Raw genomic sequence first — 21,680 nt, forward strand, 5'->3', positions numbered from 1 at the left:
CCCCTTCAGTCCTCGGTGTCCCAGGGCAGGACGTCGTCGAGGCCGACGGGTTCCAGGGGCACCACCACGAGCGGTCGGTGCTGACGATGTGCGAGCTGCACGGCGACCGAGCCGCTGACGAATTCGCGCACCGACTCGCGCAGACCCTTCTGCCGGGTGCCGACGACGATGAGCGCGGCCTCGACCTCGTCGGCCAGCTGCGCGATCTCCCGGGCGGGCGCTCCCGCGAGGGTGCGGATCTCCCAGGTCACGTCGTGCGCGTCGAGCACGCGGTGGAGCTCCTCCGCCAGGGGGTCACCGGCCGTCCCGGCGGCCTCCTGGTCGTCCTGGTCGTCGTCGGCCGCGTCGGGATCCAGGGGCACCGTCACCACGGCCCCGTCGGGGCCCGTGGCGACGGTCATCTGCGCGGGATCCGCCCATGCGCACACCAGATGCGCGTGCAGCTCGCGGGCCAGCCGGGCGGCCGTGGTCACCACGGCCTCGCTCTGGTGCGGGGCGAGACCGACGACGATCCTCGGCGCGTCGGACGGGGGTGTGGGGGAGGTCTGCGGTGCGGGGTCGGTGGTCATGGTCGTTCCTCCTTCGGAACTGCTGGGGTGTCGGATCGGGGGCGGGTGCGCGGGTGGGCCAGGGTCGTGCCGAAGGTGCGGTCGTAGAGGTCGACGCCGAAGCTCGTGCGCAGCGGCGGGCCCTCCGCGAGGCGGTAGCCGCCGTCCCGCGGTGCGCGCAGGAACGCGGCGCCCACGTCCTCGTCCTGTGCGAGGGAGTCGGCGAAGTCGAAGAGGTGGGTGACGGTGCGGATCTGCACACCGCCGTCGACCAGCGCACGGGTGACCTCGAGGAGCAGCTCGGAGCCCTCGGCCTCGTCCGTGGAGGCGAAGGACTCGTTGCACAGCAGCAGGTCGGCGGGCGCGATCGCCTCCACGATCCGGTGCATCCGCTCGAGCTCCTCGTCGAGCTTGCCGTGCACGAGCTGCGCGTCCTCCTCTCGCGCGAAGTGCGTGAGCACGCGGCCGACGGGTCGGGCGGCGAACTGCTCGGCGGCGACCGCCATCCCGGCCTGCATCATGAGCTGGGCGAGTCCCAGGGCCCGCAGGAGCGTGGACTTCCCGCCCTCGTTCGCGCCGGTGACGACGAGCAGTCCGGCACCGTGCAGCTCCAGGTCGTTGCCCACCGGCGCCTCTCGGCGCTGCAGCGCCAGGCAGGGATCGTAGAGGCCGAGCGCCGCGGTCGTGTCGGGCGTGCCCGGATCGGGCCAGCACACCGGTGCGCCGAGACCTCGCAGGGTGTCGACGAGGCGCACGGCGCCGCGGTAGAACGCCAGTTCGCGCCGCAGATCCGCGAAGAAGCCGGTGATCTCCTCGACCGCGTCCGTGGTGAGGCGGGCGAGCTCCCCGAGCGCGCGGTCGCGCAGCGCGGCGAGGGCTTCGCCGCCCGCCTGGTCCCGCTCGGGGAGCACGAACGTCTCGCGGGGATGGCCCATCGGCAGTCGGGTGAGCAGACGGGGGTGGGTGAGGCCTGTGCGCCGCGGCAGCACCGGGTCGACGGTCCCGTCGGCCCTCGCGCCGGCCGTGACCAGAAGGCCGTCCGGCAGCGCGAGCTCGCGCAGCAGGGCGCGCAGGTCATCCAGGGCCGACGGGCAGGTCTGCGGGGCCAGCCGCGCCGCGAGGTCGCGGAACGCGGGGGAGGAGAACTCGTCCTCGATCCCCGCGCAGAGCGTGTGGAGGCCTTCGAGGTGGTCGGCGAGAGCACCGAGCCGGCGCACGTTCGAGGAGAGCTCGGAGGAGGGGTGACCGCGCAGCGGCAGCCAGAGGATGTCCCGGCGCACCGCGAGCGCGTCCTGGCAGAGCGTGAACAGCTCCTCGACCCGCTCGCGATGGTGCAGGCAGTCCGAGAGCGCGCGCTGTCGGTGCTCGATGACGGCGGGGTCGGACCGGGGATGCAGGAGCACCTGCCGGGCCGCGTCGCGGGTGAGCCGGTCGCCGTCGGACATCGCCGCGAGCAGACGCTCGAGGTGCAGGTCGTCGGCGAGGTCGTCGGTGAGCTCCGGGGGCAGCGGCTCGGAGGGGCGGGCGAGTGCGGAGTCGGCGCGCTCGCGGGCGGGGTGACGGGTGCCGACGGGATCGAGCAGTCCTGTCCTCATCGCGATGCCCCCATCGCGTGCAGGTGCTCGGCGATGAGGGCCGGGGCCAGGCCGTGGCGCTCGGCCAGCGCCCGGGCGAAGGCGCGCCCGGCCGCAGGAGCCCGCACCACGCGCAGCGTGCGGCGGGCGGGGTCCTCGGGATCCACCTGGGCGACCATGCTGACGGTGGCGGGGCCGAGCCGGGAGAGCTCGTCGATGAACGTCACGCACACCGCGCTCGCGCCGCGATCGATGATCCGTTCGAGCACGTCGCGGGTGAGGACGCGGGCGTCGGCCAGGGCCGTCGAGGCGAAAGCCTCGTTGATGACGAGCAGCGTGCGAGGGGTGGAGCGCCCGAGCATGGAGTGCAGCCGCGTCACCTCGCGGGCGAGCCTTCCCTCGACCGCATCGAGGTCCTCCTCGCGCTCGAACAGGCACATGACCTGGTCGGTCAGCGGGATCCTGGCGCTCGCCGCGGGGACCGGGCATCCCAGGGCGGCGAGGTGATGGAGTTGGCCGACGGTGCGGGCGAGCGTGGTCTTCCCGCCCTGGTTCGGGCCCGAGACCACGAGGATCCTCTCGGCGCCGCGCAGCGCCACGTCGTTGGTGACGATCTCGGTCCCGTCGGCCGTGAGGCGCGCGCCGAGCGCGAGGTCCCAGGCGGACTCCACCTCGAGCGTGCGATCGTCGGTCGCAGAGGGCGCGGCGCCCGTGACCTGCGGGATGCAGACCGGCAGTCCGGCCCGGCGCATCGGGGCGAGCATGTCCCGCAGGGCCAGGTAGAAGCGGACCTCGTCGGCGAAGCGGACCAGCACGGGATCCCGGAAGTCGGCGGTGCGGGCGGCGATCCCGCGGATCGGGTCGAAGAGCTCCGGCGCCAGCGTGCTCGCGTGCTCGAGTATCCAGAGCTGGACGTGGTCGAGCATCTCCGTCGACTCTGTCGTCTCCGTCGTCGTCCCCGTCGTCGATCCTGCCGCCGCCGTCGCGTCGTCGTCCGAGCCGCTCGCGTGCTCCGCGCCCTCGTCACAAGGTGCGACGGGGGCGGGATCCGCGAAGCCGGAGAGCACCGCGCGCGTGTGCTCGATCAGGTCGTCCGTGGCCTGGCGCGGGCCGACGACGACGCGGCCGGGGCGCAGGAGGGCGTCGTAGCGGAACGCGGCGAGGTGCTCGCGCGCCGCACGCGCGTCGGCCGAGAGGCTCGTGAAGGCGGGCGAGCGCCGCAGGGATCGCACGTGCTCGGCGAGCAGATGCCAGCCGTCGGGCGCCGTGCTGCCGTGGCCGTCGCGGGTGGCCGCCTCGGCCTCGAGCGATCCGCCGTCCGCCCCGACGTCGACGGCCACGATCCGTGCGGCGAGGAGGGCGTCGAGCGCGTCCACGGCTCCGGTCCACACCGCGAGCGCGCGGCAGTGCCGCAGCACGCTCAGAAGCGGCGAGCGGGAGTCGGCCGCGGCCGCCTCGAGACGCGCGGATCGCGCCGCGGCCTGCAGGAACGCCTGGACCCCGCGGCGCAGGGCCTGATCCTCGAGAGCGGTGAAGACGCGTTGGCGGTAGGTGATCTCGGCGGGGTCGGAGAGCGGACGGGTCCATGCCGCGCGCGCCGCTGGAGCGCTCTCCGCGATCCTCGTGAGGATCTGGTCGAGGGCGAGGTCGTGCAGGGCCGACGTGGCCCCGGCGGTCGCGTCGGGGGCCGGGGCGGCGCCGCGCGGCCACAGGATGCTGGTGAAGACGGACTTCGATTCCGGGCGCACCTGTGACTCCTCTCGTCACAGGCGCCATCGGCCGAAGCGGTTCGGGCTCTCTGCCCCGGCGAGCACCATCGCCACGGCCAGGATGCACCTCGCGGAGGGACTCCACAAGCCCCGGGAGCCCCGTGTGCCGGCGGAGATCCGCGGGACGCGAGCTCTCAGATCGGCGGTCTGCGCTGTGACGCACGCGTCCTTGCCAGCGGGGGAGGAGGCGGGCATACTATAGATGAATCTTCAACAACAAACGTCGACCCTCGGGAAGGGTGGCCGCGAGGCCGAAGCCGACGACGAAGGAGAGCCCCCATGACCGCGACCGCGTCCGTGACCGACGAGCTGCATCTGAACCCCGAGACCGGGATGGACGCCGTCACGCTGCGCGTGGGCGATCTCGAGAACATGGCCTCCTACTACTCCAACGCTCTCGCGCTCGAACCGATGGAGGAGCGCACCCGCGGCACCGAGGTGCACTGGGTGCTCGGCCGCGGCCAGGTGCCGATGATCCGCCTCATCGGCACGCCCGGCCTGCCCGCCGTCGACCCGCGCGCCGCGGGCCTGTTCCACACCGCGTTCCTCTTCGAGGACCAGGCGTCCCTCGCGGCGACCGTCGCCCGGGCCGCCTCCGATCCGCGCAGCCGGTACGTGGGCTCGGCCGACCACCTGGTCTCCGAGGCCTTCTACTTCACCGATCCCGAGGGCAACGGGATCGAGCTCTACATCGACCGTCCGCGCGACCAGTGGACGTGGCGCAACGGCGAGGTGCAGATGGACTCGCTCTACCTGGAGCCCAACGCCTACCTCACCGCGCACCTGGACCAGGACGTCGTCGCCGCCGGCCCCTCGCGGGCGGGCAAGGTCGGGCACGTGCACCTGCAGGTCGGGGACGTGCCCACCGCTCGCCGCTTCTACATCGACGCCCTCGGCTTCGAGACCACCGTGGGCAACCACCCCGGCGCCCTCTTCGCCTCCGCCGGCGGCTACCACCACCACGTGGCGATGAACGTGTGGAACAGCGCCGGCGCCGGGCCGCGCGCCGCGACCCTGGGGCTCGGCGACGTCGCGATCACCGTGCCCGGCCGCGAGGACCTCGACGCGCTCGTGGCGCGCCTGCGCCGCGCGGGCATCGAGTACGCCGACGAGTCCCATCGCGTCGTCGTCCACGACCCCTGGGGCACGCAGGTCAGCCTCGCCGTGCCCGGCACCAGCGCTGAGGAGCTCCTCCGCCGCTGAGCTGCTCCGCTGGTGAGCGGAGGGCCGACGGGCACCGTCCTCGGGCCCGCCGGCCTCCGGCGGTCCGTCGCACGGTGGCGGAGCGTCGCCCGCTGGCGCCCCGTCGGCGTCGGCCCGCTCAGGCGCGCGTCACCAGGGCAGGATGCCGTAGCCGCCGTCGCCGTCGCCCTCCGTGGTCCACAGGTGACCCCAGAGGACGCCGCTCGGGCCGTCCGCGAGGAGGGTCGCGAGGTGCACGCTGGGCTCGGCGCCCTGCTCGACGGGGCGGATCCCGCGGTGCTGGGTGAAGTCGGTGTCGGTGAAGCCCGGGTTCGCGGCGTTGACCTTGATCGGGGTGTCCCGCAGCTCCTTGGCGTACTGCACGGTCATCATGTTCACCGCCGCCTTCGAGCTCGGGTACTGGATCGAGGCGGGCGTGCCGCTCACCGGGGAGCCCGGGTTCACGGTCGCGTCCATCGAGCCGATCTCGCTGGAGACGTTCACGATGCGCGCCGCGGGGGCATTGCGCAGCAGCGGCAGGAACGCGTTGGTCACGCGCACCACCCCGAACACGTTGATCTCGTAGACCGAGCGCATGTCCTGGATCGAGGTGTCGCTCGGCGCGGCCCGATGCCCGCCGACGCTGGGCACGCCCGCGTTGTTGACCAGGGCGTCCAGGTGGTCGTAGCGGGCGGAGACCCACTGCTCGGCCGCGCGCACGGAGTTCTCGTCGGTGACGTCGAGGCGGACGGCGCGGGCGTCGATGCCCTCATCGCGCAGGGTCTGCTCGGCGGTGCGGCCTCGCTCCTCGTCGCGGGCGCCGAGCAGCACGGTGAAGCCGAGGCGCCCCAGCTGCCGGGCCGTCTCGAAGCCGATGCCCTTGTTGGCGCCCGTGATGAGGGCGATCCGGGTGGGGGCGGGGGCGGTGGTCTCGTCGGTCATGTTCGCGAGGCTACGCCGACGGGGAGAGCGCGGGCTGGGACGGGGCCGGGCTCGTCGATGTCGCCGGGTGAGGTCTCAACGCATATAGGGGCTCGAGACCTCACACAGCGACATCGAAGGGGGCGACCTCAGGGGAAGTGCGGGTCCTCGTCCTGGCCGCGCAGGGAGCCGAGCTCCGTGATCGGGGCGCTCTCGAGCTCGGTGCTCACCGCCACGTCGTCGAAGTCCAGCAGCTTCGTCGCCAGCTCGTGGGCGTCGCCGTCGCCCACGAGATGGTGGAGGCGATCCGCGTCCCAGCCGTCGGGCTCCTCGCCGGCCTGCACGCGGCGCAGCGCCGCGACCAGCTCGGCGAAGCCGAAGATCCCGCCGGAGTCCTCGGGCGGGCAGGCGCCCTGGCCGCACAGCAGCTCCGCGTGCGCCGTGGTGCCCTCGGCGGTGCCGGCCACGGCGACGCGATGCTCCCAATCGTCCCCCATGTCGTACAGATACGTCAGGACGGTGCCCTCGCCCAGGGCGTCCTCGAGGGTGACGCCGCGCTCCTCGGCCTCCTCGGACGCCGGCTCGAGGAGCCAGCGCGCGCTCGCCGTCCAGTAGCTCTCGCCGCGGCCGAAGCCGTGCGGGTGCTTGTCCTCCCAGCCCATCGCGACCTGCAGCACCTGGTGCAGATCGGTGAGCAGCACGTCGGAGGGCACGCGCACCTCCCGCCACACGGCGGGCTCGCAGTCGACGAGGGTCACGTGGAGATCGAGGATCGTCATGCAGCCCACGGTAGGCCGTTCGATGGGCGCCGGCCGGGGAGCTTGCGACGTCCCGCGGCACAGCGTCGCCCCGCGTCGCGCCGCGGCACGGCGACCTGCCTGGGCACGCCGTCGGCCCGCCGCTCGAGGGAGCGACGGGCCGACGGGGCGGGGAAGCGGGTGCGGCTCAGGCCTGCTGGAAGGAGAGGCACTCGGCAGCGGCGCCGGCGCCCGGACCCATGCGCACGGAACCGGCCGAGCACTCGAGGTCCTTGTTGAACACGCAGTCCGTCTGCTGGCACGCGCCCACCTGCGAGACGACCTTCGAGAGGCCGCCCTTGGTGTCCAAGGGGATGAACGTCGCGCAGTCGTGATCGGCATCGACCGTCACCGCGAATGCGGTGCAGCCGTCATGGTTGTAGGAGCATCCGGTGACCGAGCACTCGGTCACCTTCGGCATCTCGATGGCGGTCATGTCTCCTCCTGTGCAGGTCAGCGCCCACATCGCGGGCTCTGCAGGAAGAATAGACGCACTCTGCGCAGAATTCTAGAAAGGAATACCTGCCTTACCTCTTAAGGTGACGGACGTATTTCGAAAAGCCCCTGCTTTTCTAAAAGCCGCGAGGTTCGTAATTGCGTTGGCGGCGAAACGCCTCGAGGGCCTGCACCGCGGCCCCTGCTGGGCCTGCACCGCGGCCCCTGCCGGGCCTCGGCGGCGTCCCCCTGGGCTCAGTGGCCCCCGCCCGTATAGAGCTCGGGCGCGGGCAGGCCGCGCTCGGAGCGGACCCGTCGGCTGATGCCCTCGGTCGCGATGAGCGCGTCCACGACCTGGCCCGCCGTCACCGGGAAGGGCATCGCATGGATCGTCTCGCCCTCGACGGTCGCGGCCTCGGCGACGGCCTCGATCTCGTCGCGGTCCTCGGGGCTCAGCCCGATCTCGGTGAGCGTGTTGGGCAGTCCGACCTGCGTGGTGAAGGCGATGAAGTCCTCGATCTCCGCCGTGGGTGCGCCCTCGAGGATCAGCTGGGCGAGGGAGCCGATGTTCACCTTCTGGCCGTGGGTGAGTCCGTGGGTCTGCGGGGCGGCCGTGAGCCCGTTGTGGATCGCGTGCGCCGCGGCCAGGCCGCCGGACTCGAAGCCCAGGCCCGAGAGCAGCGTGTTCGCCTCGACCACCGCCTCCAGGGCGGGCGTGACGACGTGCGCGGCGACCGCGTCGAGCGCCGGCAGCGCGTTCTCCCACAGGATGTCCCAGCTGAGCTCCGCGAGCGCGGTCCCGGCGCGGGTGGGGCGTCCGCCGGCCATCGCGTCGGCCGTGCCGCGGCGGGTCGCGCGGGCCTCGAGCCACGTGGCCAGGGCATCCCCGATCCCGGCCGCGAGGAAGCGCACGGGGGCGTTCGCGACGACCCGGGTGTCGATGAGCGCCAGGTCGGGGTTGCGGGGGAAGAAGCGGTACTCGACGAACTCGCCGTCGGCCGTGTAGATGACGGCGAGCGAGGACGTCGGCGCATCGGAGGAGGCCGCCGTGGGCACGCTCGCCCAGCGGATCCGCGCGAGGTGGCCCGAGGCCTTCGCGGCGTCGATCGTCGACCCGCCGCCGAGCCCCACGATCACGTCGTGCCCGCCCGCGGCGATCACGTCGACCAGCGAGTCCACGGCCTCCGGCGTCGCGAACCGCTCGAAGCCCACGCGCGTGGTGGGAAGATCCGTCGCGGCCAGGGCATCGGTGACCTGCTGGGAGAACAGGCCCCACACGGTGTCGTCGGCGACGATCAGCGGGTTGCGGCCGAGGGCGGCGAGGTGGGCGCCGAGCTCGTCGAGCGCCCCCTTTCCCTGGACGTAGCGGCTGGGGCTGGCGAGGACGGTGAGTGAGGGAGAGGTGGTGGAGGGCATGGCACGGCGCTCCTTCGGGCCGACGGTCAGGCCCGGCGCTGCGGGCCCCTGATGCCACCGAGTCTTCGCCGGGGCCGAGGGGGCGGGCAACGGGGGTTCTCGTCGGCCGAGAAGGCGCCCGGGAGAGGCCGCTCAGGCGGCTGCGCGCCGCGCCCGCCACCTGCGCCGCCCCCGCCACCTGTCCCACGCCCAGCAGAGGGCCGCGAGGAGGCACATGATCACCAGGATCAGCCCGCCCACGGTGAGCGCGCTGGCGTAGCCCACGCGCGGGATGTCGATGAACGGGTACGGGTACCAGCTGGTCACGGCCCCGTGGACGAGGGTCCAGACCAGGTAGGCGAGCGGGAAGACCAGGCTCGCGGCGAAGGTGCGCGCGTGCACGTGGCCTCGCGGACCGATCACCAGCCACGCCACCGGCGCGAGCACGGGGACCGCCATGTGCTGGACGGTGTCCAGGATCGTCGGCATGCCGGGAGCGATCACCGCGCCCGGCCGCAGCAGGAACCAGTTCACGACGCCGGTGATCACGATGCCCGTGACCGCGTTGAGGGTGAGCACGCGCAGCAACGGCCCCGGGCGTCTGCCGACCGTGAGGGAGACCGCGACGAGGGCGACGAACAGGTTCGTGAGAATCGTGAAGTAGGAGAAGTAGCGGACGATGCCCGCGATCAGGCCGGGCCCGTCGGCCGGGGAGAGCGCGGTGCCCACGGTCTGCGCGAACGAGCCGCACATCCCGAACACGGCGCACACCGCGACGATCCCCCAGAGGATCCGCGGGGCCGCGCCGAGAGGGACGGCCGCACCTCCGGCGTCGAGCGAGGTGGGCGGGGGAGCGGACGCGGCGCTGGGCATGCACGCATTGTCCACCGGAGCGCGGCCGTCCCTCAGCCCCGGACGCGCCGGGCTCGCGAGAAGCCGACCCACACGAGCACCGCGATCAGCACCGAGCCGATCGCGAGCACGGCCCCTCCCACCAGCACCGCGCCGGTCACACCCACCGCGGCGCCGAGCAGGGCGAGGGTGAGCCCGTTGCCGGTGCGCAGGCCGCTGCCGATCATGTTGTACACACCGACCACGCGTCCGCGCTGCTCGATCGGGGCGCGCAGCTGCACGACGGCCTGGCCGATCGACATCGCCGCCATGTTCGCGACGCCCCCGAACACCAGGGCGATCACCGCGATCGCGTAGTGCGAGGTGGTCGCGACCACCACCGTCGTCAGCCCGAAGAGGAAGGTCGCGACGACGGCCGCGCGGGTGTCGGGCCGCACGATCCCCGTGGCCTCGAGCAGGAAGCCCCCGAGCACCCCGCCGGCGCCGTTGGCGAACAGCAGCACCCCGTAGCCGAGCCCCGCGGAGCCCGCGCCGAGCGCGTCGGCGAAGGAGGGCATCGAGACCTGCAGGGAGGAGCCGACGCACACCGCGACCAGGCCCGCGAGCACGATCATCGCGATCAGCACCGTGTCGGAGCGCACCGTGCGCAGCACCGAGAAGGAGTCCAGGATGCTCAGGCGCTCGCGGCGCACGAAGCCGCTGCGCGTGTGGCCGGTGAAGGGGGTGCGCAGCATGAGCAGTGTCATCGGCAGGTAGAACAGGACGTTCGCGAAGATGCCCCATGTCGGCCCGAGCACCAGCATCAGCACCGAGCCGACCACGGGCCCGGCGAGCACGCCGAGGCTGCGGAAGGTCGCGTTCAGGCGCACGGCGCCGGGGAGGTCCTCGGGCTCGGCGAAGTCGTGGAGCAGGAGCTGCTCGGCGGGGGCCCACAGCGCGCCCGCGCAGCCGTGCAGGACCAGCAGCACGCACGCGTGCCACATCTCCAGCGTGCCCGTGAGGAAGAGGACGCCCCAGGCCAGGGACACGAAGGCGAACAGTCCCTGGGCGATCTGGATGATGCGCCGGCAGTCGAAGCGCTCGGCGAGCCCGCCGAACCACACCGACAGCAGCAGGAACGGCAGCCAGTGGCTGATCACCTCGAAGCCCACCAGGCCGGGGGAGTGGAACCGGTTCCACAGCACCCAGTAGGTGATGACGTGCTCGATGTTGTCGCCCATCATCGAGAGCCCGGCGGTGAACAGGTAGGGGCGCGAGTGCCCGTCGCGCAGGGCCGCGAAGCGCCGGGGTGCGGTGGCGGTCGTGCGGATCATCTCCTGGGGTGGGGGCCGGTGCGAGGAGGGCCGACGGGGGCGAGCACCGACCGCAGATCACCCTAGACCGCTCCGCACGCCCAGGTCATGAGGGGGTCACTGGATGGTCGGGCCGAGGGGTCCAGGGTCCGGATCCGCGACGCGACGACGCGGACGACGCGGACGACCACGCAGGGCGGGCAGGGCGATCCCCGCGACCGCGGCGAGGAAGGCGCCCTGCATGAGGGTGCGCGGCACCAGGTGGTCCCACCACGGCAGGTCGTCGCCGGTCAGGGCGAGATGCACGTTCGCCGGGAACATGGCGACGAGGAGGATGCCCAGCCCGCGCGCGGCCCAGGGCGCCAGCCGGCGGTCCAGGAGCCCCAGCGCGCCGAGCAGCTCGAGCACGCCGGTCACGGTAACGACGGCCCCCGGCCACGGGAGCTGCCCCGGGACCATCGCGATCAGCTCCTCGCGCTTCCCGATGAAATGGACGGTGCCGGTGAGCAGGAACATCGCGCAGACCCCGGCGCGCAGGGCGACGCCCTCGGGATCCGGGTGTCCGCGCCGGCGCGCGATGACCTCCGCGACGCCCGTGACCGTGACCAGGACGATCAATGGCTCCATGGCTGTTCCTTCCTCGCGATGATGTCGGTGGACATCTGCCGACGACCCCGCTTGACAGTGTCAAGCCCTGCGTCGAGGCTAGAACGCCGGCTTGACAGTGTCAAGCGTCGGCGCGACAGTGGGGGCATGCCACGATCCGACGAGAGCCCGAGCGCCGCACGGGACACCGACCTGCGCGCGAGCCTGCTCTCCGCGGCCGAGGTCGAGCTCGCCGAGCACGGCCCCGAAGGTCTCCGGCTGCGCGCCGTCGCCCGCCGGGCGGGCGTCTCCCACGCCGCCCCCGGCTACGTGTTCGGGGGGATGCGCGGCATGCTCACCGCTCTCGCGACGAAGGGGTTCGGTGCGCTCGCCGAGCGGCTCGCGGAGGCGGGGGATCCCGCATCGCTCACCGCCCTGGGCGAGGCGTACGTGCGCTTCGCCGCGCAGGAGCCCACCCTGTTCTCGCTCATGTTCCGCATTTCCCTGCTCGAGACGCGCGATCCCGACCTCATCGCCGCACAGCGGAGGGCCTTCGCGCCGATCGCCGCCCACGGCGAGACCCGCGAGCACGCCGTCATGTTCTGGGCCCTCGCCCACGGCGCCGCGATCCTCGAGCGCGAGGGGCAGTTGACCCGCGCTGTCCCGGGCGAGGGCGACGATGACCCGGCCGAGGAGATCGTGCGACTCTTCGCGCAGACCCTGCGGGAGTGAACGCACCGCGGTCCGCGTCCAGATCCCGCGCCCGGGCTTGACGCGCGCGCCCCCGCGGGGCTTCAGTTGGCCCCTGGATTCCGGGACGACCCGCCCCGGCACGACGACGTGGAAGAGGGGCAGAGATGGACGCATCGCGCGTGCGAGAGCTCTCCGACATGGCCACCATCAGGCTGCAGAACAAGCCGGGCACGGGGTCCTCGACCCGCGGCGGCTGGATGATGATCTCGACGATCCTCATCGAGGCGTGGGACCTGTACGCGATCTCGTTCCTGCTGATCTTCATCAAGAACGAGTACGAGCCGACGGCGATCCAGCTGGGCCTGGCCACCGCGGCCGTCCAGGGCGGCGCCCTGGTGGGCGCGCTGATCGGCGGCTACGTGGCGGACCGCCTGGGCCGCAAGAAGGTCTTCCTGCTGACGATGGCGCTGTTCATCGTGCTGGCGATCGTCCAGGGCTTCTCCCAGAACATCTGGGACCTCATCATCATCCGCTTCCTCATCGGCATCCCTCTGGGCAGCGACATCTCCAACGGCTACGCCTACATCATGGAGTCCATGCCCAAGGGCAAGCGCGAGCAGATGGGCAGCCGCTGGCAGTTCATGTTCGGCCTGGGCGAGGTCGCCGCGATCGTCATCGTCACGATCATGTACGCGACCGGCATGCCCCACGAGATCCTCTGGCGCGTGGGCCTCGCCCTCGGGGCGATCCCCGCGATCATCCTGCTCATCTCCCGCGTGAACCTCCCGGAGACCCCGCTCTCGCTCGTGCAGCGCGGGCGCTTCCGGCAGGCCAAGCAGTCCTCCGAGAAGCTGTTCGGTGACCCCCTGGAGATGCTGCCCGACGAGGACGTCGAGCTGCCCCGCGTGAAGGTCAGCGACTTCCTCAAGGTCATGTGGGCCGACCCGATCAAGAAGCGCAGCACGATCTTCGGCTGGATCTCCAACGCCATGCAGGGCGCCGAGTTCACCGCCTTCGGCTTCTACCTGCCGGTGATCCTCGTGGTCGCCGGCGTGGGCGTGAGCACGAGCGGCGACGGCACCGAGAGCTACATCGGCACCAACCTCATCACCGCGCTCATCTACTGCGTGGCGACGGTCTCCGGCTTCACCGCCCCGATCGTGCTGCCGAAGCTCGGCCACCGCGGGCTCGCCATGGCCGGCTACGGGATGGCGTTCATCGGCCTGGTCGCGGGCGCCTTCGCGCTCGGGGCCGACATCAAGCCGCTGATCGTGATCGCCGCGCTCGTGCTCATGTGGGGCCACTACTGGGACGCCTCGAACGGCATGACGATCGTGTCGATGGTCGCCCCGCCGCGCTTCAAGGGCACGGCATCGGGCTTCGGCTACGTGTTCGTGAAGGCGGCGTCGTTCTTCGGAGCGTTCGTCTTCCCGGTCATGACGGCCGCCTGGGGACCCGTCGGCGCGACCCTCGCCGTCTCCGTGCTCTCGCTGATCGGCTTCCTCTCCGCCAAGTTCATCCTGCCGGAGGTCTACGGCTACGTGGAGTCCGAGACGGCGCACCTGCAGGAGGCGGCACTGAAGGGCGAGCCCGAGGCATAGACGCAGACGACCACGACCACCACGCCGCTCACGCTCACGACGAGAGGACATCATGCCCGTTCCCGCCTACCCGGCCTCCGATTTCCCCGATCGTCCGACGGCGATCGTCACCGGCGCCGCCTCCGAGCGCGGCATCGGCCGTGCGACGGCGCACCGGCTCGCGCGCGACGGCTGGGCCGTCGCCGTGCTCGACCTCGACGCTGCCGCGAGCGAGGCCGTCGCCGCCCGGATCTCCGAGGAGACCGGCATGCCCGCGCTCGGTCTCGGGGTCGACATCTCCGACGAGCAGGCCGTGGTCGACGCCGTGGCCCGCATCGACGCGGAGCTCCCGCAGCTCGTCGGGGTGGTCAACAACGCCGGCATCTCCTCGCCGACCCCGTTCACGGAGGTCGGCACCGAGGAGTGGAAGCGGGTGTTCGACGTCAATGTGCACGGCACCTACTTCGTGACCCGCGAGGCGGTGAAGGTGTTCCGCCGCCACAGCCTGGGGCGGATCGTGAACGTCTCGAGCGCCTCGGCCGAGCGCGGCGGAGGCGTCTACGGACGCGCCGCCTACTCCGGGTCGAAGGCGGCGCTGCTGGGCATGGCCCGCACCTGGGCGCGCGAGCTCGGCGAGTACGGGATCACCGCGAACTGCGTGGCCCCCGGCTCGATCGACACCGACATCATGGGCGGCCGCCTGAGCGACGAGCGCAAGACCTTCCTGCTCCAGGAGCTGCCCGTGGGGCGCGTGGGCACCGTCGAGGACGTGGCCGGGGGCATCGCCTACCTGCTGGGACGCGACGGCGGCTACCTCACCGGCGTCACCCTCGACATCAACGGGGGCTCCCACATCGCGTGAGCGGCGCGTGAGGCGCGTCGTCAGCCCGCGAGGGCGTCCGGGTTCACCACGTGGGGCGGGCGCTCGCCGCGGAGGGCCGCGACCATGGCCGCGGCGATGCGGGACTTGAGCTCCGCCTCCGACTCCTCGCTGTACCAGGAGGCGTGCGGCGTGAGCACCAGGTTCTCCTCCTCCAGCAGCGGTGACCCTGCGGGGATCGGCTCGGTCTCGAACACGTCGAGCGCCGCGGAGCGCGGCCGGCCCGTGGGCAGCGCCGCGAGCAGCGCCTCGGTGTCCACGACGCCGCCGCGGCAGGTGTTGACGAGCATCGCGCCGTTCTTCATGCGCGCGAGGGCGTCGGCACCGATCAGGTGGTGGGTCGCGTCGGTCAGCGGGACGTGGAGGGAGAGGACGTCGCTGCGACCGAGGAGATCCTCGAAGGCGAGAACGGGCGTGCCGTCGTCCGAGGTGCTTCCGACCTCGAGCATCGGATCCGAGCCGACGACGGTGAAGCCGAGGGCCCGCGCCTTGGTCGCGGTCGCCCGGCCGATGCGGCCCAGGCCCACGACGCCGAAGGTCTGCTCGCACACGCGGTGCAGGGGCTTGATCGCCTCGAGCCCGTAGCGGCCCGTGCGCACCTGCCGGTCGAGCTGCGCGGTGCCGCGCACCAGGGTCATGGCCAGCGCGATCGCGTGGTCGGAGACGTCCTCGATTGAGTAGTCGGGGACGTTGCACACGGGCACGCCGCGGGCGGTCGCCGCCTCGAGGTCCACGGTGTCCACACCCACGCCGTAGCGTCCGACGGCCTTCAGGCCGGGCAGCGCGTCGAGCACCCGAGCGGTGATGGGGGCGTACTGCACGATGATCGCGCCGGCACCCTGAGCGGCGGCGATGACCTCGTCCTCGGTGGTGGCCTGCGCCTTCACGAGTTCGATGCCGGCGGCGTCGGCCGCCCGCTGCTCCTCGGCGAAGGCCTCGTGGTCGCAGTCGACGATGGCGATGCGGGGTGCGGATGCGGCAGCGGTCGAAGATGCGGATGCGGGCACGATGCTCCTCCTCGAGCGGGCGTTCATGGGTGCGCGGCGGGCTGCTCCGAGACTATGGGCGGGCGCGATCCGCGCGCATCGCACGTTCGCGCACTGGCATGGCCCGGCAGGGGGACGCCCCGGCAGGGGATGTCTCGGGCAGCGGCCGGCCCGCAGCAGAGCGATTCCGCAGCCGCAGCCGCAGCCGCAGCTGCAGCCGTAGCCGCAGTCGCAACCGCGGTCGCAGTGGCAACTCCAGCCGCAGCCGTAGCCGCAGCGGACCTGGCAGTGGCACGGGGAGGGGCAGGTGGCGAGCGGCATGCGGCATGCGGCATGCGGGGTGCGGGGTGCGGCGTGCGGCATGCGCACAGGGGAAGATGCGGGAGCGTTACGAGTTGCGGTGGGAAATGGTCGGTAAGGAGCCGGCGTAGGAAGCGTCGATTTTCCACCGCAACTCGTAGCCTCCTGCCACCCCGATCCCTCTCGACGCCGAGCCGGGCTCCAGGTCCTTCTCGGCCCGGGCTCCCGGGAGGAGACGGACACGGACGACGACGGCCCCTCCGATCGCTGGATCGGAGGGGCCGTCGGACCGTGGGTCGTCGCGTGGAACCGTGGGCCGCGCCTCGAGATCAGTTCTCCTCGAGGGACCCGTCGTAGGCGCAGATCGCGTCGACCTTCGCGGCGGACGACGAGTTCGGGTCGAACTCGAGGTCCAGCCACACGTCGACCAGAGCCTTGGCGGACTCGAGGCCGATCACGCGCTCGCCCATGCACAGCACCTGCGCGTTGTTCGACAGGATCGAGCGCTGCACCGAGTAGAGGTCGTGCGCTGTCACCGCGCGGATGCCCTTGACCTTGTTCGCCGCGATCGCGACGCCCAGGCCGGTCCCGCAGATCAGCAGCGCGCGGTCGGCCTCGCCGGCCGCGACCTTCTCCGCCGCGTCGACCGCGACGTTGGGGTAGTAGGTGCTGTCCTCACGGCCAGTGACGCCGACGTCGGTCACGGACGCGACCCGCTCGTCGGCCTCGAGAAGAGCCTTGAGCTCCTCCTTGTACCCGTATCCGGCGTTGTCTCCGCCGACGACGATCCTCAGTGCCATGGTGCTGCTCCTCGTGCTGGTGCTGGTGCTGGTGCTCGTGCTGGTGCGTGATGCGCGGTGCGCGATGTGCGCAGGTGGTGCCTGCTGGTGGCGCGGATGGCTGAGCCCTGGACCCTGGCCCCGCCCCGGCCCGCTCAGGCCGCGGCGCCCTGCTTCTGGCGGTGGTCGAGCTGCATCTGGGCGTAGACGGCGGCGACGCGGGTCGCCTCGATCATCGACTCGCCCTGGGCGATGCCCTTGCCGGCGATGTCGAAGGCGGTGCCGTGGTCCACGGAGCTGCGCATGAACGGCAGGCCCAGGGTGATGGTCACGGCGTTCTGGAAGTCGTAGGTCTTGCAGGCGATGTGGCCCTGGTCGTGGTACATCGACAGGATCGCGTCGTGGTGGCCGTCGAGGTTGAAGGCGAAGATCGCATCGGCGGACTGCGGGCCCACGGCGTTGATGCCCCGGGCCTTCGCGTCCTCGACGCCGGGGCCGATGTGCTCGATCTCCTCGGTGCCGAACATGCCGCCCTCGCCCACGTGGGGGTTCAGCGCGGCGACGCCGATCGAGGGGTTCTCCATGCCCAGGGCGCGCAGCTCGCCGTCGATGTCCTGGAGGTACTGCAGCACGCGCTCGCGCGTGATCTGGTCGCAGGCCTGGCGCAGGGAGACGTGGCGGGTCAGGAAGAACACGCGAAGCTTATGGCAGTTGAACATGGTCAGCGCGTACTTCGAGTCCGTGAGCGCCTGGTAGATCTCGGTGTGGCCGATGTGCGGGACCTCGGCCTCCTGCAGGGCGGCCTTGTTGATCGGCGCGGTGGAGACCGCGTCGATCCTTCCGGCCAGGCCCAGCTCGATGGACTTCTCGAGGTAGGAGTAGGCGCGCAGGGCGGCGGTCTTCTGGACCTTCCCGAACTCGATCTCGGCGTCGTTCTCGACGTCGGTCTGCAGCAGGTCGATCGTGCCCAGCTCGAAGCGGGCCTCCGAGGGGTCGGAGATCATGTGGAACTGCGCGTCGACGCCCTGGATCTTCGCGGCCAGCTCGAGGCTGTCGCGGTGGCCGATGACGAACGGGTCGCAGATCTCGTAGATCTCGGGGGACTGCATGGTCTTCAGGACGATCTCGGGGCCGATGCCGGCGGGGTCGCCGAGCGTGATCGCCATCGTGGGCTTGCGGGGCGCAGTGGTGTCGGGGGCAGTCATGAGGAGAGGGTCCTTTCGTCGAACAGGCGGTTCACCGACTGGAGGGCGGTGACCTCGGTGCCGGTGAGTCCGCCCTTGCAGACCACCGGAAGATGTGCGTACGGGCCGCCCACGATCCCGGCCTGATCGACCTGGGGGATCACGTAGTCGACCATGGCGAGGCCGTCGGCCTCGAGGGCCTGGCAGGTGGCGACCATGACGTCGCCGCCCGTGAGATAGGCGCCGGCGAGGTGCTCGCGCCCGATCTCGTCGAGCACCAGGCGGGCCAGCCGCCCGAAGCGGTGCGTGAGCAGGGTGGAGATGCGATGCCCGGTGAGTCCGCTGGCGGCCTCGAGGTCGGCCTTCGCGGTGCGGCCGCCGCTGATCACGGTGTCCAGGGCGAGCAGGGCGACGCGCACGGTTTCGGGCCCGTCCAGCAGGCCTCGCAGCTTCCCGCGCACGCGCGCCGCCTCGACCTCGAAGGAGGCCTCGTCGCCGATCAGGCGCAGCACGTCGGCCGTGAGCACCTGCGTGCCGGGCTCGGCCGCGAGCCTGGTCATCTGCTCGTGCGTGCGGGCCGATGCGCTGCCGGCGACCACCGCGATGGTGCCGTGCTCCGCCTCGGCCGACGGTGCGGTGCGCAGCGGACGCTCGACGCTCTCGGCGCCGGCGAGCAGGCCGCGGTGGGCGGCCAGGCGCACGCTGAAGGGCCCGGGGTCGACGGCCACCACGCAGCCGCCGACGGCGACGACCGCGCGGGCGATCTCGTCGACGTGCTCGATCGTGGCCGCATCCAGCACGATCGCGCGCACGCCGCTCTCGTGCAGGCGCGCGAACCGGGCGCGCAGGGCGGCCTGCCCGGCGAGGACGTCGGCGAGGCCCACGTGCGCGACCTCGCGGGAGAACTGGCGGGACAGCAGCGTGGGCAGATGGGACTCGGTGACCGGGGTGCGGACGTCGCGCGCGACGTCGGTCTCGGCCAGCGGCACGGAATCGATGAGCGAGTAGCCGCCGACGACGATCCGGCGGGACTGCGGCATCGCCGGGACGATGATCGCGGTCGGGTCCTCGCCCGCGTCCTCGAGGGCCGACATCATGCCCTCGACCTCGGGTCCGACGCCGCCGCGCAGGGTCGTGTCGATGCGCTTGGACAGCTGCTCGGCGCCGAGGGCGAGGAGCTGCTCGGCCGCATGCCGGACCCGGCCGAAGGCGACCTCGGGCTCCATCGCGCGGGAGTCCGTGGAGACGATGATCGTGTCCTCGTCGCCGGTCACGGCCTCGGCGATCCCGTGGTGGCGGAACAGCACCGTGGGGCGGGACCCCTCGCGGGCGATCAGCGCGCCCACGGTGGTCCCGCCCGTGAGGTCGTCTGCGACGATCCCGAGACGGCTCACGCGATCACCTCGTGGGGGTCGTCGGAGGCGAAGGACGAGGGTCCGTCGGTCGCGGTGATCGCGCCCTGCTCCTTGCGGGGGCGGATCTCGGTGATGCTCAGCAGCAGCACGAAGCCGACCACGAGCACGCCCACGAAGTAGCTGAAGGCGATCGAGTAGCTGCCGGTCGCGTCGAGGAGGGCGCCCACGATGATCGGGGCGAAGAAGCCTCCCAGGTTGCCTCCCGAGTTGATGACGGCGATCGTGAACGGGTAGGTGCGCCCGGTGGTCAGGTTCATCGCGTACGAGGTGAACGAGGACCAGCCGATGTTGAGGAAGAACCCGGTGAGGATCAGGGCCGTGACCAGCAGCGGCGTGTTCTGCGGGATGACGATGACGAGCGCCATCATGATCGCGGTCATGAGCGCCGTGATGAGGGCGGTGGGCTTGCGGCGGCCGCGGAACAGGCGGTCGGAGACGGCGCCGCCCGCGACCGCACCGATGATGCCGCCGATGAACGGGGTCGAGGCGACGAAGCCCATGCCCACGGCGTCGAAGCCGCGCGCATCGCGCAGGTAGGTGGGCACCCACGTGATCATGCCGTAGAGGACGTTGTTCATGAAGAAGTAGGCGAGCGTGATGCCCCAGACGTTCCAGGACTTCAGCACGGAGCGGGCGTCGCCCAGGGGAGCGGAGTCCTTGAGGCGGATGATGCGGTCGATGATCCCCATGTCGCCGAACTCGCGGGCGACGACCGGGACGGCGCCGGCGACGTCGCTGATGTAGTCGGCCTCGGCCTGGTTCACGAACTTCGCGTCGCTCGGCCGGGAGCGGACTACGAGGAAGAAGACGATCGCCATGATCGCGCCGGGGATCGCGAACCAGTGGAAGACGGCACGCCAGCCGGCGGCCTCCGCGATGAACACTGCGATCACGGGGACGACCAGCGGCGCGACCTGCGTGGAGGCGATGTAGACGCCGGTCGCCAGGCCCTTCTCCTTGGTCGGGAACCAGCGGTTGATCGTGGAGGTCATGCCCACCGGCGTGGGCCCCTCGAGCACGCCCAGCAGCAGGCGCAGCACGATGAGCATGACCGCGGTGGTCGTGAAGCCCATGAGGAAGGTGATCACCGAGAACAGCAGCACCGCGATCGAGACGATCGTGCGGGTGCCCATGCGGCCGATGAGGATGCCGGCGGGGATCTGGGAGATCGCGTAGCCCAGGAAGAAGAAGCTCGAGATCGCGCCCAGCGCGGTGTTCGAGACGTGGAACTCCTGCTGCATGTACGGCAGCACGGTGCCGACGTTCGAGCGGTCCGCCATCGCGACCACGTACGTCAGGAAGATCGCGCCGAGGACGAGCCAGCGGTACTGGGTGGGTTTGCCGAGGCGGCTGCGCGGTGCGGACATCGCTCACTCCTTCGTGGGTCCGGGCGGGTGAAGCGTGAGCAATCGTCGCATCGAGAGGGTGGATCTGAGCAGTGAGAGGGACAGAATCGGGAAAATGTGTCACTCTGGGGTCAGAGGCGCGACCCGCGGGACTTTTCCCAGCGCCCACGTCATCGGTGCCGTCCCGAGGAGCCAGCCATGCTCAGTCCGTCCCAGCGCGATCGTCTGGCAGACGCCGCCGAGCTCTACTGGGGCCGCGATCTGAAGGTCGAGGCCGTGGGCCGGGAGCTCGGCGTCTCGCGGTCGACCGTCTCGAGGATGCTCGCGCAGGCCCGCGCCGAGGGCGTCGTCGAGTTCCTCATCCACCGCGACCCCGATTCTCCCGCGATCCGCCGCCAGGAGCTCGAGGACCGCTTCGGCATCCAGGCCGTCATCGCCGACGTCCCCGCCGACGCGAGCGACGCCGCCCGCCGCCTCGCCGTGGGGCGCGAGGCCGCCGGACTGCTGCTGGGCCTCGTCCAGCCCGACTCCACCCTGGCCGTCACCTGGGGCTCCACCATCGAGGCCGTCTCCTCGCAGCTCACCCACCGCCGCGTGCGCGGGCTGCACGTGGTCCAGATGCACGGCTCGGGCAACGTCGCGAGCCTCGGCAAGAACTACGGCACGGTGATCCTGGACCGCTTCGGCGGCGCCTTCGGGGCCGACGTCCACCTGTTCCCCGTGCCCGCGATCTTCGACTCCGCCCAGACCCGCCGCCTGATGTGGCAGGAGGGCAGCATCCGACGCACGCTCGCCATGCGCGCGGGCGCCCAGATCCTGCTGACCTCCGTGGGCGTCCCCGACACCGACCACCCCAGCCGCCTCTACGAATCAGGCTTCCTCACCGCGGGGGACGTCGAGGAGCTCGCGCGCGAGAGGACCGTCGGGAACCTCGCCTCGATCTTCTTCCGGGCCGACGGCTCGACCGACGGCATCGCCGTCAACGACCGCTCCACAGGCATGCCCTTCGACGAGGTGCGCCGCATCCCCGTGCGCCTCTTCGTCGCCGCCGAAGCCGGCAAGACCGAGGCCCTGCGCGCTGCCCTGACGGCCGGGCTCGTCACGCACCTGGTCGTGGACTCGACGACCGCGCGGGAGCTGGTGGCGGGGGAGTAGGGCGCGGGCCGG

At 71.9% G+C, this 21,680-nt stretch carries 20 protein-coding genes and 1 riboswitch; of the genes, 5 read left to right on the forward strand and 15 right to left on the reverse strand.

What is annotated here, in order from left to right:
• Positions 1–5 precede the first annotated feature (5 nt).
• The 3 genes from M4486_RS14125 to M4486_RS14135 are packed head-to-tail and all read right to left on the reverse strand — an operon-like array spanning position 6 to position 3,870.
• Complete coding sequence (locus M4486_RS14125) at positions 6–569, reverse strand: universal stress protein (protein WP_249477869.1); 564 nt, start codon at positions 567–569, stop codon at positions 6–8.
• On the reverse strand, positions 566–2,143 hold the full coding sequence (locus M4486_RS14130; protein WP_249477870.1) for a MutS-related protein: 1,578 nt from the start codon (positions 2,141–2,143) through the stop codon (positions 566–568). The genes M4486_RS14125 and M4486_RS14130 overlap by 4 nt, the downstream gene beginning before the upstream one ends.
• Positions 2,140–3,870 (reverse strand): MutS-related protein, encoded by a 1,731-nt coding sequence (locus tag M4486_RS14135; protein ID WP_249477871.1) that lies wholly within the window; start codon positions 3,868–3,870, stop codon positions 2,140–2,142. The genes M4486_RS14130 and M4486_RS14135 overlap by 4 nt, the downstream gene beginning before the upstream one ends.
• 11 nt (positions 3,871–3,881) lie before the next feature.
• A riboswitch (Fluoride riboswitch) is annotated at positions 3,882–3,952 on the reverse strand.
• 218 nt (positions 3,953–4,170) lie between these two features.
• Between M4486_RS14135 and M4486_RS14140 the strand changes: the two genes are divergently transcribed.
• The gene (locus M4486_RS14140; RefSeq protein WP_249477872.1) at positions 4,171–5,094 is read left to right on the forward strand and encodes a VOC family protein; all 924 of its coding nucleotides are present in this window, start codon (positions 4,171–4,173) and stop codon (positions 5,092–5,094) included.
• Positions 5,095–5,223: 129 nt separating this feature from the next.
• Here the strand turns inward: M4486_RS14140 and M4486_RS14145 are convergent, their stop codons facing one another.
• From M4486_RS14145 to M4486_RS14175, 7 genes are all read right to left on the reverse strand, one after another.
• Entirely contained in the window at positions 5,224–6,015 is a 792-nt protein-coding gene (locus tag M4486_RS14145; RefSeq protein WP_249477873.1) for an SDR family oxidoreductase, read from the reverse strand.
• 128 nt (positions 6,016–6,143) lie between these two features.
• Positions 6,144–6,773, reverse strand: a complete 630-nt coding sequence (locus M4486_RS14150) for a plasmid pRiA4b ORF-3 family protein (protein ID WP_249477874.1) — start codon at positions 6,771–6,773, stop codon at positions 6,144–6,146.
• 166 nt (positions 6,774–6,939) lie between these two features.
• Positions 6,940–7,227 (reverse strand): DUF1540 domain-containing protein, encoded by a 288-nt coding sequence (locus M4486_RS14155; RefSeq protein WP_200502019.1) that lies wholly within the window; start codon positions 7,225–7,227, stop codon positions 6,940–6,942.
• A gap of 254 nt (positions 7,228–7,481) precedes the next feature.
• Positions 7,482–8,642 carry a glycerol dehydrogenase gene (locus M4486_RS14160; protein WP_249477875.1) on the reverse strand — a complete coding sequence of 387 codons (1,161 nt, stop codon included), beginning with the start codon at positions 8,640–8,642 and terminating at the stop codon, positions 7,482–7,484.
• A gap of 132 nt (positions 8,643–8,774) precedes the next feature.
• On the reverse strand, positions 8,775–9,494 hold the full coding sequence (locus M4486_RS14165) for a Pr6Pr family membrane protein (protein ID WP_249477876.1): 720 nt from the start codon (positions 9,492–9,494) through the stop codon (positions 8,775–8,777).
• Positions 9,495–9,526: 32 nt separating this feature from the next.
• The gene (locus tag M4486_RS14170; RefSeq protein ID WP_249477877.1) at positions 9,527–10,786 is read right to left on the reverse strand and encodes an MFS transporter; all 1,260 of its coding nucleotides are present in this window, start codon (positions 10,784–10,786) and stop codon (positions 9,527–9,529) included.
• Between the two features lie 96 nt (positions 10,787–10,882).
• Positions 10,883–11,392: a DoxX family protein gene (locus M4486_RS14175; RefSeq protein ID WP_249477878.1), complete on the reverse strand. Its 510-nt coding sequence runs from the start codon at positions 11,390–11,392 to the stop codon at positions 10,883–10,885.
• Positions 11,393–11,518: 126 nt separating this feature from the next.
• Here M4486_RS14175 and M4486_RS14180 point away from each other — a divergent pair, with 126 nt between their 5' ends.
• From M4486_RS14180 to M4486_RS14190, 3 genes are all read left to right on the forward strand, one after another.
• Positions 11,519–12,082 carry a TetR/AcrR family transcriptional regulator gene (locus M4486_RS14180; protein WP_249477879.1) on the forward strand — a complete coding sequence of 188 codons (564 nt, stop codon included), beginning with the start codon at positions 11,519–11,521 and terminating at the stop codon, positions 12,080–12,082.
• 125 nt (positions 12,083–12,207) lie between these two features.
• A complete protein-coding gene (locus M4486_RS14185; protein WP_249477880.1) occupies positions 12,208–13,644 on the forward strand; it encodes an MFS transporter in 1,437 nt (478 codons plus the stop codon).
• A 52-nt stretch (positions 13,645–13,696) separates the two neighbouring features.
• Complete coding sequence (locus tag M4486_RS14190) at positions 13,697–14,485, forward strand: SDR family NAD(P)-dependent oxidoreductase (protein WP_249477881.1); 789 nt, start codon at positions 13,697–13,699, stop codon at positions 14,483–14,485.
• Positions 14,486–14,505: 20 nt separating this feature from the next.
• On the opposite strand, the gene M4486_RS14195 is transcribed toward M4486_RS14190, so the two are convergent.
• The 5 genes from M4486_RS14195 to M4486_RS14215 all read right to left on the reverse strand — a co-directional run bounded on the left by M4486_RS14195 (position 14,506) and on the right by M4486_RS14215 (position 20,534).
• Positions 14,506–15,510: a C-terminal binding protein gene (locus M4486_RS14195; RefSeq protein ID WP_249477882.1), complete on the reverse strand. Its 1,005-nt coding sequence runs from the start codon at positions 15,508–15,510 to the stop codon at positions 14,506–14,508.
• A gap of 608 nt (positions 15,511–16,118) precedes the next feature.
• A complete protein-coding gene (locus tag M4486_RS14200; RefSeq protein ID WP_249477883.1) occupies positions 16,119–16,589 on the reverse strand; it encodes a ribose-5-phosphate isomerase in 471 nt (156 codons plus the stop codon).
• 134 nt (positions 16,590–16,723) lie between these two features.
• Entirely contained in the window at positions 16,724–17,773 is a 1,050-nt protein-coding gene (gene pdxA / locus M4486_RS14205; protein WP_249477884.1) for a 4-hydroxythreonine-4-phosphate dehydrogenase PdxA, read from the reverse strand.
• Complete coding sequence (locus M4486_RS14210; protein WP_249477885.1) at positions 17,770–19,146, reverse strand: four-carbon acid sugar kinase family protein; 1,377 nt, start codon at positions 19,144–19,146, stop codon at positions 17,770–17,772. Before M4486_RS14210 ends, pdxA begins: the two co-directional genes overlap by 4 nt.
• Positions 19,143–20,534, reverse strand: a complete 1,392-nt coding sequence (locus M4486_RS14215; RefSeq protein WP_249477886.1) for an MFS transporter — start codon at positions 20,532–20,534, stop codon at positions 19,143–19,145. Before M4486_RS14215 ends, M4486_RS14210 begins: the two co-directional genes overlap by 4 nt.
• Positions 20,535–20,711: 177 nt before the next feature.
• Between M4486_RS14215 and M4486_RS14220 the strand changes: the two genes are divergently transcribed.
• Positions 20,712–21,668, forward strand: coding sequence for a sugar-binding transcriptional regulator (locus M4486_RS14220; protein ID WP_200502030.1), 957 nt, complete (start codon positions 20,712–20,714; stop codon positions 21,666–21,668).
• Positions 21,669–21,680: the final 12 nt, after the last annotated feature.

This window comes from Brachybacterium kimchii (assembly GCF_023373525.1).
Taxonomy (GTDB): domain Bacteria; phylum Actinomycetota; class Actinomycetes; order Actinomycetales; family Dermabacteraceae; genus Brachybacterium; species Brachybacterium kimchii.

What these genes read in the sequence shown, in the direction of transcription:
- M4486_RS14125 (WP_249477869.1), bottom strand. Translation starts at nt 569, where the DNA reads ATGACCACCGACCCCGCACCGCAGACCTCCCCCACACCCCCGTCCGAC.
- M4486_RS14130 (WP_249477870.1), bottom strand. Translation starts at nt 2,143, where the DNA reads ATGAGGACAGGACTGCTCGATCCCGTCGGCACCCGTCACCCCGCCCGC.
- M4486_RS14140 (WP_249477872.1), top strand. Translation starts at nt 4,171, where the DNA reads ATGACCGCGACCGCGTCCGTGACCGACGAGCTGCATCTGAACCCCGAG.
- M4486_RS14145 (WP_249477873.1), bottom strand. Translation starts at nt 6,015, where the DNA reads ATGACCGACGAGACCACCGCCCCCGCCCCCACCCGGATCGCCCTCATC.
- M4486_RS14150 (WP_249477874.1), bottom strand. Translation starts at nt 6,773, where the DNA reads ATGACGATCCTCGATCTCCACGTGACCCTCGTCGACTGCGAGCCCGCC.
- M4486_RS14155 (WP_200502019.1), bottom strand. Translation starts at nt 7,227, where the DNA reads ATGACCGCCATCGAGATGCCGAAGGTGACCGAGTGCTCGGTCACCGGA.
- M4486_RS14160 (WP_249477875.1), bottom strand. Translation starts at nt 8,642, where the DNA reads ATGCCCTCCACCACCTCTCCCTCACTCACCGTCCTCGCCAGCCCCAGC.
- M4486_RS14165 (WP_249477876.1), bottom strand. Translation starts at nt 9,494, where the DNA reads ATGCCCAGCGCCGCGTCCGCTCCCCCGCCCACCTCGCTCGACGCCGGA.
- M4486_RS14170 (WP_249477877.1), bottom strand. Translation starts at nt 10,786, where the DNA reads ATGATCCGCACGACCGCCACCGCACCCCGGCGCTTCGCGGCCCTGCGC.
- M4486_RS14175 (WP_249477878.1), bottom strand. Translation starts at nt 11,392, where the DNA reads ATGGAGCCATTGATCGTCCTGGTCACGGTCACGGGCGTCGCGGAGGTC.
- M4486_RS14180 (WP_249477879.1), top strand. Translation starts at nt 11,519, where the DNA reads ATGCCACGATCCGACGAGAGCCCGAGCGCCGCACGGGACACCGACCTG.
- M4486_RS14185 (WP_249477880.1), top strand. Translation starts at nt 12,208, where the DNA reads ATGGACGCATCGCGCGTGCGAGAGCTCTCCGACATGGCCACCATCAGG.
- M4486_RS14190 (WP_249477881.1), top strand. Translation starts at nt 13,697, where the DNA reads ATGCCCGTTCCCGCCTACCCGGCCTCCGATTTCCCCGATCGTCCGACG.
- M4486_RS14200 (WP_249477883.1), bottom strand. Translation starts at nt 16,589, where the DNA reads ATGGCACTGAGGATCGTCGTCGGCGGAGACAACGCCGGATACGGGTAC.
- pdxA (WP_249477884.1), bottom strand. Translation starts at nt 17,773, where the DNA reads ATGACTGCCCCCGACACCACTGCGCCCCGCAAGCCCACGATGGCGATC.
- M4486_RS14215 (WP_249477886.1), bottom strand. Translation starts at nt 20,534, where the DNA reads ATGTCCGCACCGCGCAGCCGCCTCGGCAAACCCACCCAGTACCGCTGG.
- M4486_RS14220 (WP_200502030.1), top strand. Translation starts at nt 20,712, where the DNA reads ATGCTCAGTCCGTCCCAGCGCGATCGTCTGGCAGACGCCGCCGAGCTC.